Source organism: Pseudoduganella chitinolytica, from assembly GCF_029028125.1.
In the GTDB taxonomy this organism is placed as follows: Bacteria; Pseudomonadota; Gammaproteobacteria; order Burkholderiales; family Burkholderiaceae_D; genus Rugamonas; species Rugamonas chitinolytica.
Genome location: NZ_CP119083.1, coordinates 4,272,136 through 4,285,654 on the forward strand (window position 1 = coordinate 4,272,136; position 13,519 = coordinate 4,285,654).

General features: G+C 65.4%; 10 protein-coding genes. 1 reads left to right on the plus strand and 9 read right to left on the minus strand.

The window, feature by feature from the left end:
- Positions 1-79 precede the first annotated feature (79 nt).
- The 4 genes from dnaJ to hemH form a co-directional block, all read right to left on the minus strand.
- The gene (gene dnaJ / locus PX653_RS18960) at positions 80-1,198 is read right to left on the minus strand and encodes a molecular chaperone DnaJ (protein ID WP_107140337.1); all 1,119 of its coding nucleotides are present in this window, start codon (positions 1,196-1,198) and stop codon (positions 80-82) included.
- A 108-nt stretch (positions 1,199-1,306) separates the two neighbouring features.
- Positions 1,307-3,256, minus strand: coding sequence for a molecular chaperone DnaK (gene dnaK / locus PX653_RS18965; RefSeq protein ID WP_277414298.1), 1,950 nt, complete (start codon positions 3,254-3,256; stop codon positions 1,307-1,309).
- Between the two features lie 102 nt (positions 3,257-3,358).
- The gene (gene grpE / locus PX653_RS18970) at positions 3,359-3,913 is read right to left on the minus strand and encodes a nucleotide exchange factor GrpE (protein ID WP_277414299.1); all 555 of its coding nucleotides are present in this window, start codon (positions 3,911-3,913) and stop codon (positions 3,359-3,361) included.
- A gap of 317 nt (positions 3,914-4,230) precedes the next feature.
- A complete protein-coding gene (hemH, locus tag PX653_RS18975) occupies positions 4,231-5,340 on the minus strand; it encodes a ferrochelatase (RefSeq protein WP_277414300.1) in 1,110 nt (369 codons plus the stop codon).
- A 124-nt stretch (positions 5,341-5,464) separates the two neighbouring features.
- On the opposite strand from hemH, the gene PX653_RS18980 reads away from it, so the two are divergent.
- Complete coding sequence (locus PX653_RS18980) at positions 5,465-6,205, plus strand: hypothetical protein (protein WP_277414301.1); 741 nt, start codon at positions 5,465-5,467, stop codon at positions 6,203-6,205.
- A 128-nt stretch (positions 6,206-6,333) separates the two neighbouring features.
- On the opposite strand, the gene recN is transcribed toward PX653_RS18980, so the two are convergent.
- The 5 genes from recN to PX653_RS19005 all read right to left on the minus strand — a co-directional run bounded on the left by recN (position 6,334) and on the right by PX653_RS19005 (position 13,383).
- Positions 6,334-7,980, minus strand: a complete 1,647-nt coding sequence (gene recN, locus PX653_RS18985) for a DNA repair protein RecN (protein WP_277414302.1) — start codon at positions 7,978-7,980, stop codon at positions 6,334-6,336.
- A gap of 14 nt (positions 7,981-7,994) precedes the next feature.
- Positions 7,995-8,909, minus strand: coding sequence for an NAD kinase (locus PX653_RS18990; RefSeq protein WP_277418606.1), 915 nt, complete (start codon positions 8,907-8,909; stop codon positions 7,995-7,997).
- 214 nt (positions 8,910-9,123) lie between these two features.
- Positions 9,124-11,733: a molybdopterin-containing oxidoreductase family protein gene (locus PX653_RS18995; protein ID WP_277414303.1), complete on the minus strand. Its 2,610-nt coding sequence runs from the start codon at positions 11,731-11,733 to the stop codon at positions 9,124-9,126.
- Complete coding sequence (locus PX653_RS19000; protein WP_277414304.1) at positions 11,733-12,416, minus strand: 4Fe-4S dicluster domain-containing protein; 684 nt, start codon at positions 12,414-12,416, stop codon at positions 11,733-11,735. The genes PX653_RS18995 and PX653_RS19000 overlap by 1 nt, the downstream gene beginning before the upstream one ends.
- A 13-nt stretch (positions 12,417-12,429) precedes the next feature.
- Entirely contained in the window at positions 12,430-13,383 is a 954-nt protein-coding gene (locus PX653_RS19005) for a DUF3667 domain-containing protein (protein WP_277414305.1), read from the minus strand.
- Positions 13,384-13,519 lie beyond the last annotated feature (136 nt).

Here is a 13,519-nt window from a genome sequence, read left to right on the forward strand (position 1 = left end):
TTGTGGCCGAACGTGCTTTTTTTGGTGACTGTCACCTATTTCCGGACGACTTGCCCGGAAATGGGTGACTGTCACCGTTTTACTCGAAAAAGTCCTTGACCTTGTCCATCCAGCTCTTCGACTGCGGGCTGTGCTTGGAGCCGCCTTCGTTGGTCGAGCGGTCGAACTCGCGCAGCAGTTCCTTCTGCTTTTCCGTCAGCTTGACCGGCGTTTCGACGGCCACGTGGCAGAACAGGTCGCCCGGGTAGCCCGAGCGGACGCCCTTGATGCCCTTGCCCTTCAGGCGGAACGTCTTGCCCGACTGGGTCCCTTCAGGCACCGTGAACGACACCTTGCCGGACAGGGTCGGCACTTCGATCTCGCCGCCCAGTGCCGCCTTGGCGAACGAGATCGGCATCTCGCAGTGCAGGTCGTCGCCCTCGCGCTGGAACACGGGGTGCGGCTTGATGTGGATCTCGACGTACAGGTCGCCCGGCGGCCCGCCGTTCGTGCCCGGTTCGCCGTTGCCGGACGAGCGGATGCGCATGCCGTTGTCGATACCGACCGGGATCTTCACTTCCAGCGTCTTGTTGCGCTTGATGCGGCCCGCGCCGGAGCACGATGGGCACGGTTCGGGAATGATCTTGCCCGTGCCATGGCACTTCGGGCAGGTCTGCTGGATGCTGAAGAAGCCCTGCTGCATGCGCACCTGGCCGTGGCCGCCGCACGTCGAGCAGGTGACGGGCGACGTGCCCGGCTTGGCGCCGGAACCGTGGCATGTGTCGCACTTGTCCCAGGACGGCACGCGGATCGTCGTGTCGAAGCCGTGCGCGGCCTGTTCCAGCGTGATCTCCAGGTTGTAGCGCAGGTCGGCACCGCGGTAGACCTGCGGACCGCCGCCGCGGCGGCCACCGCCGCCGAAGATGTCGCCGAAGATGTCGCCGAACGCGTCGCCGAAGCCGCCCGCACCGAAGCCGCCGCCACCCATGTTCGGATCGACGCCCGCATGACCGTAGCGGTCATACGCTTCGCGCTTTTCCGGATTGGTGAGCATCTCGTAGGCTTCCTTCACCTCCTTGAACTTCTCTTCCGCTTCCTTGTTGTCCGGGTTGCGGTCCGGGTGGTATTTCATCGCGAGCTTGCGATAGGCCTTCTTGATCTCTTCTTCCGAGGCATTCTTTGCCAGGCCGAGAATCTCGTAAAAATCACGCTTTGCCATGTGGAGGCACCTTGCTTACAAAACTGATACCGATTATGCGAAAAAGCCGAGCGGGCCCCGTTGTTACGGCAGCTCCGCTCGGCGGGTCAGGGGTTCAGCCGACCGGGATTATTTGTTGTCCTTGACTTCCTTGAAGTCGGCATCGACAACGTCGTCCTGCTGCGCGCGCGATTCCGCACCGCCGGCCTGCTGGCCACCGGCACCGGCTTCCGCGCCGCCAGCTGCCTGCTGCGCCTGCATGTCGGCGTACATCTTCTCGCCCAGCTTCTGCGCCGCTTCGGTCAGCGCCGCGACCTTGGCGTCGATCGTTGCCTTGTCGCCCGACTTGATGGTGGACTCCAGGTCGGTGATCGCCGCTTCGATCTTTTCCTTCTCACCGGCTTCCAGCTTGTCGCCGTATTCCGTCAGGGACTTCTTGGTCGAGTGCACCAGCGCGTCGGCCTGGTTGCGCGACTCGGCCAGTTCCTTGACCTTCTTGTCTTCTTCGGCGTTCAGCTCGGCATCCTTCACCATCTTCTGGATTTCCTCTTCCGACAGACCGGAGTTGGCCTTGATGGTGATCTTGTTTTCCTTGCCGGTGGCCTTGTCCTTCGCGCCCACGTGCAGGATGCCGTTGGCGTCGATGTCGAAGGTCACTTCGATCTGTGGCGTACCGCGTGCTGCTGGCGGGATGCCTTCCAGGTTGAACTCGCCCAGCGCCTTGTTGCCGGCCGCGATTTCACGCTCGCCCTGGTAGACCTTGATGGTCACGGCAGGCTGGTTGTCGTCGGCCGTCGAGAACACTTGCGAGAACTTGGTCGGGATCGTCGTGTTCTTGTGGATCATCTTCGTCATCACGCCGCCCAGCGTTTCGATACCCAGCGACAGCGGGGTCACGTCCAGCAGCAGCAGGTCCTTGCGGTCGCCCGACAGCACGGCGCCCTGGATCGCGGCACCGACGGCCACGGCTTCATCCGGGTTGACGTCCTTGCGCGGGTCCTTGCCGAAGAACTCCTTCACTTTTTCCTGCACCTTCGGCATGCGGGTCATGCCGCCGACCAGGATGATGTCGTCGATGTCGGAGACCTTGACGCCGGCATCCTTGATGGCGGTGCGGCATGGCTCGATCGTGGCGGCGATCAGTTCTTCCACCAGCGATTCCAGCTTGGCGCGGGTCATCTTCAGGTTCAGGTGGACCGGCGCGCCGTTCGCCATGGCGATGTACGGCTCGTTGATCTCGGTCTGCTGCGACGACGACAGTTCGATCTTCGCGCGCTCGGCCGAAGCCTTGATGCGCTGCAGGGCGATCGGGTCCTTCTTCAGGTCCAGGCCGTTGATCTTCTTGAATTCGTCGATGATGTAGTCGATCACGCGCTGGTCGAAGTCTTCGCCGCCCAGGAACGTGTCGCCGTTGGTCGACAGCACTTCGAACTGCTTCTCGCCATCCACGTCGGCGATTTCGATGATCGAGATGTCGAACGTGCCGCCACCCAGGTCATACACGGCGATCTTGCGGTCGCCCTTGTCGGTCTTGTCCAGGCCGAAGGCCAGCGCGGCCGCGGTCGGCTCGTTGATGATGCGCTTGACGTCCAGGCCCGCGATACGGCCGGCGTCTTTCGTGGCCTGGCGCTGCGAGTCGTTGAAGTACGCCGGCACGGTGATGACGGCTTCCGTCACTTCCTCGCCCAGGTAGTCCTCGGCGGTCTTCTTCATCTTGCGCAGCACTTCCGCGGAGATCTGCGGCGGGGCCAGTTTCTTGTCGCGCACGCCGATCCACGCATCGCCGTTGTCGGCTTTCGTGATCTGGTAAGGCATCAGTGCGATGTCCTTCTGCACTTCTTTTTCTTCGAACTTGCGGCCGATCAGGCGCTTCACCGCGAACAGCGTGTTCTTCGGATTGGTCACGGCCTGGCGCTTGGCCGGCGCGCCGACGAGGATCTCGCCGTCGTCCTGGTAAGCAATGATGGACGGGGTGGTACGCGCGCCTTCCGCGTTTTCGATGACCTTCGGCTGGCCATTTTCCATGATGGCGACGCAGGAGTTGGTGGTACCCAGGTCAATACCGATCATTTTGCCCATGATTTGTTCTTCCTTAACTGTGTAGTTTCTGATGTTTGTTATATGCGGAAAATCGTGTTTGTTTTCAAGGGCTTCGCGCCCTGGAACGACTCGATTCGCGATTTATTTCGGCTGGGCGGCGGTCACGATGGCCGGGCGCAACAGGCGGTCCGCGATCATGTAACCCTTCTGCAGCACGGCAACGACGGTATTGGCTTCCTGCTCGGCCGGCACCATGGCCACGGCCTGGTGCTTGTTCGGGTCCAGCTTGTCGCCGGCAGCCGGCACCACTTCGATCAGGCGGTTGCGCTCGAACGCCGAATTGAGCTGCTTGAGCGTCATCTCGACGCCTTCCTTCAGCGATTCGATCGTGGGAACTTCCACCTTCAGGGCCATTTCCAGGCTGTCCTTGACGGGCACCATGGCCTCGGCAAAGCTTTCGACGGCGAACTTGTGTGCCTTGGCCACGTCTTCCTGGGCCCGGCGGCGGATATTGTCGCCTTCGGCCTTGGCGCGCAGGAATGCCTCATGCATCTCGGCCAGCTTCGCTTCGGTGGCGGAGAGCTGCTCTTCCAGGCTCTGGGTGCCCTGGCTGGCAGGCTCGGCGGGAGTCGAAGGCTGGGCGGATGCCAGTTCCTCATCGGGATTCGGGCTGGCCTGATTTTCCTGATCTTGCATCTATAGACTCCTACAATCTGTTGTTTGACATTGCCGGGGAAGCAGATCACGCCTTGCAATCCCCGTTGCGCTGCGCCGCATATGGGCCTATCCCCTACCATTTCAAGGGTTATTCTTTTTGTTTTGTCCACCCGCCAGCGCACACTGTGCGCCGGTCCGGCTGCCCGGACACCGGCGAATCAGCGCGGCAGGCACCCGCCGCGACGCCGCACCGGCGCCGAAACGACTACCCGCAACGGGTTATTTTAACAGGCTGGCACTCGTCCCCCGCAAGTGCTGACAGCACTTGCCGGTGACGAATTTGCAACGGAGCGGTCTTATTGCGGGGCGCCCTTGGCCAGGGCGGCCTCCCGTCCCTTGTCCGCGTCGTGCTGGCGCAGGGCGCGTTGGGTGGGCGTCGTCATGGTGGGCCAGCCGATCATGTGCTGTTCGGCGATCTCGGCCAGGGCCGCGATCCAGTGCGGGTTTTCGTTCAGGCAGGGGATGTAGTGGAAGTCCTTGCCGCCGTTGGACAGGAAGTCGTGCCGCACCTCCATCGCGATCTCCTCCAGCGTTTCCAGGCAGTCGCTGGTGAAGCCGGGGCAGATGACGTCGAGGCGGCGCACGCCATCCTTGGCCAGCTGGGCAACGGTGGGGGCCGTGTACGGCTGCAGCCATTCGGCCTTGCCAAAGCGGGACTGGAACGTGACGATGTACTCCTCGGGTTTGAGCTTCAACCGCGCCGCCAGCAGCCGCGCCGTCTTGTGGCATTCGCAGTGGTATGGGTCGCCCAGCAGCAGGGTGCGCTTGGGCACGCCGTGGAAGCTCATGACGAGCTTCTCGCCCCGACCGTGCGCTTCCCAATGCGCGAGGATGTTCTGGCGCAGCGCCTCGATGTAGCCGTCGTGGTCATGGTAGTTCTTCACGAGGCGCAGTTCGGGAATGTTGCGGATCTTGCGGTAGTGCGCGAACACGGCATCCCAGATCGAGCCGGTCGTCGTACCCGAATACTGGGGATAGGCGGGCAGCACCACGATACGGTCGCAGCCGTCGGCCTTCAGGCGCGCCAGCACGTCCGGCAGCGCCGGCGAGCCGTAGCGCATGGCCATCGCCACCGTCACGTCGCCATGGCCCCGCTCGCCCAGCGCTTCGTGCAGCAGCATGGCCTGGTTGCTGGTGTGGACGCGCAGCGGCGAGCCGTCGCGGGTCCAGATCGATGCGTATTTTTTCGCCGACGCGCCGGAGCGGAACGGCAGGATGATGCCGTGCAGGATGAACCACCAGACGGCTTTCGGGATCTCCACGACACGCGGATCGGACAGGAACTGCTTCAGGTAACGCCGCACGGCACCGCGCGTGGGCTCGTCGGGCGTACCGAGATTGACCAGCACCACCGCGCTGCTGCTGACGGTTCCGTGCTGGTGCGGGGGTTCTTTGGCAAAGGACATGGCTGTTGTTGTTCTTTCTGAGAGGAGGCCATTATAGGCGGAGGACCGCGACGGCGCGGCGCACCCGCACGCCCGTCCATGAGTTATCATTCTCGCAATGAAAAACATTCCCCGACGATCCCTGATGGCTTGCGTCCTGGCGACCTGCGCGTTCCCCGCCGCCGCGCACAATGCCGTGCTGACGCATGCCGGCCATACTTTTTCGTACCAGGAAAGCCTGGAGACGGCCGAGGGCGACCTGCAGGGCGAAGTGATCGGCGTCATCCACGTCACGCGCGAGGACGGGCTCGTCAGCATCTACCAGGAGAAGACGGCGCTGCGGCCCGGCTGCGGCGACGAACCCGGCGCCGAGTACATCGGCGGCGACTTTGTCGCGCTGTGCGGGCACCTGGGCGGTCGGCATTACACGAAAACGCTGTTCCGCCTGACGCCCGAACCGGCGCCCGTCGCGCAACTGGATTATTTCGACAGCCCCGCCCCCATCGGCATCGACCGCCACGGCATGCTGCGCACGCGGGTGTTGCGGCGCGACGTGTTCCCTGGCGTGACGGGGCCCGTGTATTTCCCCTTCGTTTATGCGCTCGATGGCGCTGCCGCCAGGCCGGCCTTCCGGCGCGACTTCGGCGCCGGCGCGCGGGCCTTGTACGTGGATTATTACGAGACGCTGAAACGGGAGGGCAAGCCGCGCGTGCATTACCGCGCAATGGCGGCGGCGCTGGTGGCCAGCGGCGACAAGGCGTTCGCGTGTGGCGAGTTGCGGTCCCTGCAGCGCTTACTGCCGGCGTCCGTCGATCTGGCGGGGTGGTTGCGGACGTTGCCTCGGGTGGGGTATCCGGGGTGGGCGTTAAAGGATTGCAAAGGCTGAGAAACCCCTGGGACTCATGAGCGACTGGGGTCTGTCCCTTCAGGGACTGACCCCGAAGTTTGCTGGCGTTTCGACGGCTTCACGTAAAACTTCGGGGTCAGTCCCCTGCGGGGACAGACCCCAGTCCGTCAGGAAGCCAGCAACTCCCGCGCATGCTTGCGCGTGGTGGCCGTGATCTCCAGCCCGCCCAGCATCCGCGCCACTTCCTCCACCCGTGCCTTGGCATCGAGCACCTCGATGCGCGACGCCGTCTTGCCGTTGTCCAGCGTGCTTTTCGCCACCTGGAAGTGGCTGTTGCCCTGGCTGGCCACCTGCGGCAGGTGCGTTACGCACAGCACTTGCCGCTCCTGGCCCAGGCGTTTCAGGAGGCGCCCCACCACTTCGGCCACGCCGCCGCCGATGCCGCTGTCCACCTCGTCGAAGATCAGGGTCGGCACCGTCGTCGCGTGCGACGTGATGACGGAAATGGCCAGCGAGATGCGCGCCAGCTCGCCGCCCGACGCCACCTTGGCCAGCGGTCGCGGCACCACGCCCGCGTGGCCGGCCACCATGAATTCGATCTGCTCCAGCCCCTTCGCCGACGGCTCGGCGGGATGCAGCGCCACTTCGAAGCGCCCGCCCGTCATGTTCAGGTCCTGCATGGCCTGCGTGACCGCATCGCCCAGGGCCTTGGCCGCCGCCGCGCGCGTCGTGGACAGCTGCTGCGCCAATGCCATGTACTCGGCTTTCAGCTTCGCTTCCTGCTTGCGCAGGCCTTCCATGTCGGTCGCATCCGCCAGTTGGGCCAGCTGCGCGGCCAGGCGCGCGTGCTCCGCCGGCAATTCGTCCGCGTCCACCCGGAACTTGCGCGCCGCCGAATGGAGTGCTTCCATGCGCGCATCGACCTGGCGCAGCCGGTCCGGGTCCAGTTCCACGCGATCGAGGTACGTGTTCAGCGCGTAGACGGATTCCTGCAGCTGGATGCGGGCCGATTCGATCAGGTCGACGACGGGCTGCAACGCCGTGTCCACGGACACCAGCTTCGTCAGCTTCTGGTTCAGCGACGCCAGCTGCGACACGATCGGCTGCTCGTCCGCTTCGGAGATCACGGCCAGCGCTTCCTGCGCCCCTTCCAGCAGGCTGGCCGCGTGCGACAGGCGGCTGTGCTCGTTGCCGATCTCCGTCCACTCGCCCGGCTTGGCGGCCAGCTTGTCCAGCTCGCCCACTTGCCACTCCAGGCGCTCGCGCTCCAGCAGCACGTTGGCGGCATTGGTCTCGAACTCCTCCAGCTGCTTCGCCACCGCGCGCCAGGCCTTGTAGGCCAGCGCCACGTCGCGCACGTTGGCGCCGGCCTGGTTGTCCAGCAGCTCGCGCTGCGCTTCCGTCTTCAGCAGCGACTGGTGCGCGTGCTGGCCATGGATGTCGACCAGCAGGTCGCCCAACTCGCGCAGCTGCGCCGCCGTGGCCGCGATGCCGTTGATGTAGGCCTTCGAGCGGCCGGCGTTGTCGATCACGCGGCGCAGCAGCGCGCCGCCGTCCTCGGAGCCGAACTCGTGTGCATCCAGCCAGGCCTGTGCCTGCGCCGTCACGGCAAAATCGGCCGTGATGTCGGCCTTGGGGGCGCCCTCGCGCACGACGGAGGCATCGCCGCGCCCGCCCAGCGCCAGGGTCAGCGCGTCGATCAGGATCGACTTGCCGGCGCCCGTTTCGCCCGTAAACACCGTGAAGCCGGCGGAAAATTCCAGTTCAATTACATCGACAATGACGAAGTCGCGGATGGACAGTGTACGAAGCATAGGTTCCAGATTGATCAGATTTTCCCGTCGCTGGACGGGTACTCGTTCCAGTGCAGTTTCTTGCGCAGCGTGTTGTAGTAGCTCCAGCCTTCCGGATGCAGGAAGGTGATCGTGTGCGGCGAGCGGCGGATGTGGATGCGATCCTGCGGCTGCAGGCTGGCGAACGTCTGCATGTCGAAGTTCACCGTGATGTCGCGGCCGCGGATGATCTCGATGACGATCTCGCTGGAGTCGGGCAGTACGATGGGCCGGTTCGACAGCGAATGCGGTGCGATCGGCACCAGCACGATGCCGCCCAGCGAGGGATGCAGCAGCGGGCCGCCGGCCGACAGCGCATAAGCCGTCGAACCGGTCGGCGTGGAGACGATCAGGCCGTCCGAACGCTGGTTGTACATGAAGTGCTCGTCCACTTCCACGCGCAGCTCCACCATGCCCGCGCCGGCGCCGCGCGACACGACCACGTCGTTGACGGCCAGGCCGATATGGATCGGCTTGCCGTCGCGCAGCACCCGCCCTTCCAGCAAGGTGCGGCGCTCGGCCTTGTGCTTGCCCTGCAGGATCTTGCCCAGCACGGGCAACATCCCTTCCAGCGGGATATCGGTCATGAAGCCCAGCCGGCCCTGGTTGATGCCGATCAGCGGCACCTCGTACGAGGCCAGCTGGCGCGCGATGCCCAGCATCGTGCCGTCGCCGCCCATCACCAGCGCCACGTCCGCCTTCTCGCCGATGCCCTGCGGGCTCATCGACGGGATGTCCGGCATGTTCAGGTGCTCCGCCGTTTCCGTCTCGAACACCACGCTGTAGCCTTCCTGGCGCAGGAACGCGAGCACGTCACGCACTGAATCCTCAATTCCGGCCGTGTTGGGCCGGACGACCAGCGCGATCGTGTCATAGATGTGTGGCACAGCGGCTGGCACGGCGGGTGGCATTGTGACATGCGTGGCGGACATAATTACTCAGCAGTTCAGATGATAGGCGCCACCCGGGTGGCAATACGCCGAAGAGTAAACCATTCCCGGTTCTTCTGCCATCGCCCGCCGCCGCGCCACTCGGGCAGGGCGAGGCACGGCGGTGCAATACTGTATATTTAGCCAGTATAAGTGCAGTGCGACGGAACCGCAAGCGCCGCGCCCACGCCTGCGCTCATGCGCGCTTCCTGGCGATCCTGCGCACGCTGCAGACGGTGTCGTACCAGGACTGCATGCCCACCAGCGGCTGCGGGTTGATCGGCAGCAGCGCGTTGATGTTGACGCCGTTGCCGCGGCCGCCCCGGCGCTCGTCCCACCAGACCAGCGCATCGAGATCGTCCACGTCCGGCGCCGGCCCGAACGCCTGCGCGGCCCCGGCGCCGCTGCCGCGCGCCGCCACCTCGCCGCGCCGGCCATTGGCGCCCAGCGCGGCACGGCCGCCCGTGACCCAGCCAAGGGAGTTCGACACGGCCAGCACGCGCGGATGGATCGCCTGCGTCACGAACACCTTCACCCTGGCCGTGCCGATCCTGGCGCCCGTGCCGCGCCACGCCTGGCCATCGGCAACGGGCCGGTAGGTCGTCAGTTCGACGGTGTCGCCGGTGCGCACGCCCAGCCGGCGCGCGACACTGGTGTGCATCCACATCGGATTGTCGTGCACGATCTCGCTCAGGTATTTCTGCGACGCGGTGCGGCCCTGCGTGTGCACGTTCCACTTGAAGGTCGTCAGGATGAAGCGGTCCGGCGCCAGGCCCCGGTGCGACGGAATCGCGTGATAGGACGGCATCCCATCGTCCGCCAGGCCCAGCTTCGCCGCCACCTCGCGCACTTCCGGCGCCAGGATCTCGAAGCGGCGCGATGGCGTGGCGAACCCGCGCACCGCCGTGCCATCGACCAGCAGGCCGGCGGCCTTGCCATCGGCACGGCGCACGATGCCGCCCTCGACATGCGTGCCTTCCAGCTGCCTGGCCGTCAGCGGCTTGCGATAGACCTCGTAGGGCTTGGGCTGGCTGGTGTCCACGTACACGCCGTAGTGCTTCATGTACTCGAAGCCGTCGGCAAAACGCTGCCCGTCCGGCCCCACCGCCGGCAGCTTCGAGCACTGCGCGCGCACGAACGCCTCGTGGTTCCCGAACTGGAAATACCTTGCCTGCGCGGGGCCCAGCCGGCGGCCGATCTCGAACAGGCTGTCGGCAAAACTGACCGCTTCGCCGGGCGGCGCCACGACCGGCTGGCGCAGCGTGACGTAATGCTGCAGTTCGAGGTTGTTGCGGATGTCCATGCCCCACCGTTCCAGGTAGGTCGCATCGGGCAGGATCATGTCGGCGTAATGCGCCATCTCCGAATAGACGATGTCGGAGCAGACGTGGAACGGAATCAGCGTCTCGTCGCGCAACACGTCCACCGTGGTGCTGCGCCCTTCCGGCCACGTCATCGGCGCCGCCAGCGTGTAGCTGATATAGACGTCGATTTTTCCGCGGCCCTCGCGCAGGAAGTCGTACACCACCTGGCCGACCTTCATCTTCTGCCAGCGGTTCGCCAGCGGCCATTCGGGCGGGTCTTCCAGGTCCGTGCGGATCTTGACGGGAGGCGGGACCGGCTGCGGCTGCGGATAGCGCGCGGCCGACAGCTTCTCTTCCAGGCCGTAGCAGTAGCCGCCGGGCCGGGCGATCGACCCCACCAGCGCGTTGAGCATGACGACCGCGCGCTCGGCGTTGAAGCCGTTGTAGTGCGCGCCAGTGCCGCGGTTGGTGAATGCCACGGCCGCGGGCCGTTGTGCCGCGAACTCGAGGGCCAGCCGCTCGATGTCGTCGGCCGCGATGCCGGAGCGTTGCGCCGCCCAGCGCGGCGTGCACGGCGCCAGCCATGCGCGGATCGCGTCGAGTCCCGGTTGCACGAAGTTCTCCACGAACTCCCGGTCGAATGCGTTCTCGCGCACGATCACGTGCGCCATCGCCAGCGCCAGCGCGCCTTCGGTGCCGGGGAACGGCTGGTGCCACTCGTCGCTGCGCCCAGCCGTGTTCGACATGCGCACATCGAACGTGACGAGCTTGGCGCCATGGTCGAAGCGGGCCTTGACGACGCGGTTCACCAGGTGCAGGCCGCCCTGGTGCGCCTCGTAGAAGTTGGCGCCGAAGTTGAGGAAGTAGCGGCAGCGCTCGGCGTCGATCGACTCCCAGTCCGTCTCGCCCAGCGAGACGTAGTTGGCGGCGCGTTTGTTCGACGAACACAGCGCCCGGTGGTTCAGTTGCACGGGCGAGCCGATGGCGCCGAGGAAGCGGTTGATTTCCGCGTCGATGCGCGAGCGGCCCTGGTGCAGCGCCACCCGTTCCGGATGGCCCGCATCGATGCTGGCGCGGATACGGCGCGCGATCTCGTCGTACGCTTCGTCCCAGCCGATGCGCTGCCATGTCCCTTCGCCCCGCGCGCCCACCCGTTTCAAGGGATACAGCAGGCGCTCCGGATAGTCGTTGATGGTCGGGCCGCTCTGCCCCTTGGCGCACGTCATGAACGAATTGGCCATGTTCGGATCGCGCGGATTGCCGCGGATCTTGATGACCTTGTTGTCCTGCACGAATGCCTCGATGCCGCAGACGGTCGAGCAGTTCAGGCAGACCGTCGTGACGCGCCTGGCGCTGCGGTAGTCGTTGCGCACCTTGCGCTGCGTGCCGTCGGCGAGCGGCCGGTAGGTCAGCGCCTGCGCCGGCGCCAGCTCGATCAGTTCGCCCAGTCCCAGGCCTGCCAGCGCGGCGATCCCGCGCGCGATGAAGCTGCGCCGTTCCATCAGCGCTCCTCCGCCCAGCGGTCGATCTCGTAGGAGAACGGATCGTGGCTGCGCCCCTTCGGGATCTTGCGCTCCGCCGCGCGCGGCACGACGCCGCCCAGGCCGCGGTACTGCACCACGGGCTTCGTGCCCTCTTCGGGCTTGAGCACGGACAGGCTGCCGCGATGGCGCGCGTTGAACGTGGCGACCTTGCTGGCCGGGTCGTTCAGGTCGCCGAACGCGAACACCCCTGCGGGACACGATTCGACGCAGGCCGGTTCCAGTCCTGCCTCCAGCCGGTGCGAACAGAAGTCGCATTTGTCGGCGACCTGCGCCACCGGGTCGACGTGCAGGGCGCCGTACGGACATGCCTTGATGCAGTCGCGGCTGCGATCGCAGTTCGCCTCGACGATGCGCACGATGCCGTCGCCGCCCCGTTCGATGGCGTCGTTCGGACAGGCCTGCAGGCACGGCGCGTCCTCGCACTGCATGCACAGCGTGGGCAGGAAGGCGCGCTTCATCATCGGCTTGGCCGTGACGGGGTTCTGCGATTGCCAGTCGTGGTAGTACACCTTGGTGCGGAAGTGGCCCAGCGACACACTGTTCTCGACCTTGCAGGCGACGGAACAGGCGTGGCAGCCGATGCAGCGCTCGAGGTCGAGCGCCATGCCCCAGCGCGGGGCGACGGTGGTAGTCGAATTCAACGGTAAGGTCTTTTCAATGCGTGGTGGCGATGCCGAGGCCCAGCGCGATCACGATGGCGATCGCCAGCGACAACGTGTGCAGCCCGACCAGCAGGAACCAGCGCCACGCGGTGCCCCAGCGCGACTTGCCGTAGACACGCTTCATGGCCCAGGGCAGGTAAGCCAGCAGCCAGCAGAACAGCGCGAACTTCAGGAAGCCTTCCGGCATCAGGAGGAATGCGCCGAACAGCACGAACGCGAAGGCATTCGTGTGCAGCGCGAACAGCACGTGCTCGCCGTAGCGGCGGCCCGTGCCCAGGTACAGCAGCTTCAGGTACAGGGCAAACAGCGGCATCAGGCAGAACATGGCGTACGGCGCGTAGCGGAAGAAGCTGGCGCGGATGACCTCGCTCTTCTGCTCCTTGCTGAGCCGGTCGAAATGGTCGATCGACTGGCGCAGGCCTGGCGCCAGTTCCTCCAGCGGTGCGGGCAATGTCGTGTGGTGCGGCATGTCCTCCGGCAGGTCGTCGGCGTCGCCGATGATCATCGCATCCGGTTTGCCCTGCTGTGCCGCCACCGCCTTGCCGTCGGCCTCCTTCTTCGTGTTGAAGTGGACGACGTCGGTGGCGGTAAACTTCATCAGCGCGAAGAACAGGATCGACAGCGACAGGTACAGCCGCAACGGCTCGACGTAGCGGCGCCGGCGTCCCGCCAGGTACTCGTTGGTCAGCGCGCCCGGGCGGAACAGCAGCCGCCCCAGGCTGCCCCACAGCCGCCCTTCCACCGCCACGTAATGGCCGACGAATTCGTGGACGAATTCGCCCAGGCTGGGCATGTGCAGCCGCGTCTCCTGGCCGCACTGGGCACAGTAATGGCCGCTGACGGCGGCGCCGCAGTTGCGGCAGTTGGACGGCACGTCATGGTGGCCGGCCGCTTCGATCGTCGCTGGTTTCAAGCTGGAGTCCGCGGTGAAAGTGAATCGTTGCATGGAAAGCGTCATCGTACGCATTCCATGCAAAAAATGCACCGGGACAATGGCGATAAACCAACAGTTCAAGCGCGCGACCGACGGCCACGATCGCCGATATGATGTGATTAAGTCAAGTTTTTAAGGAAGGACCCCA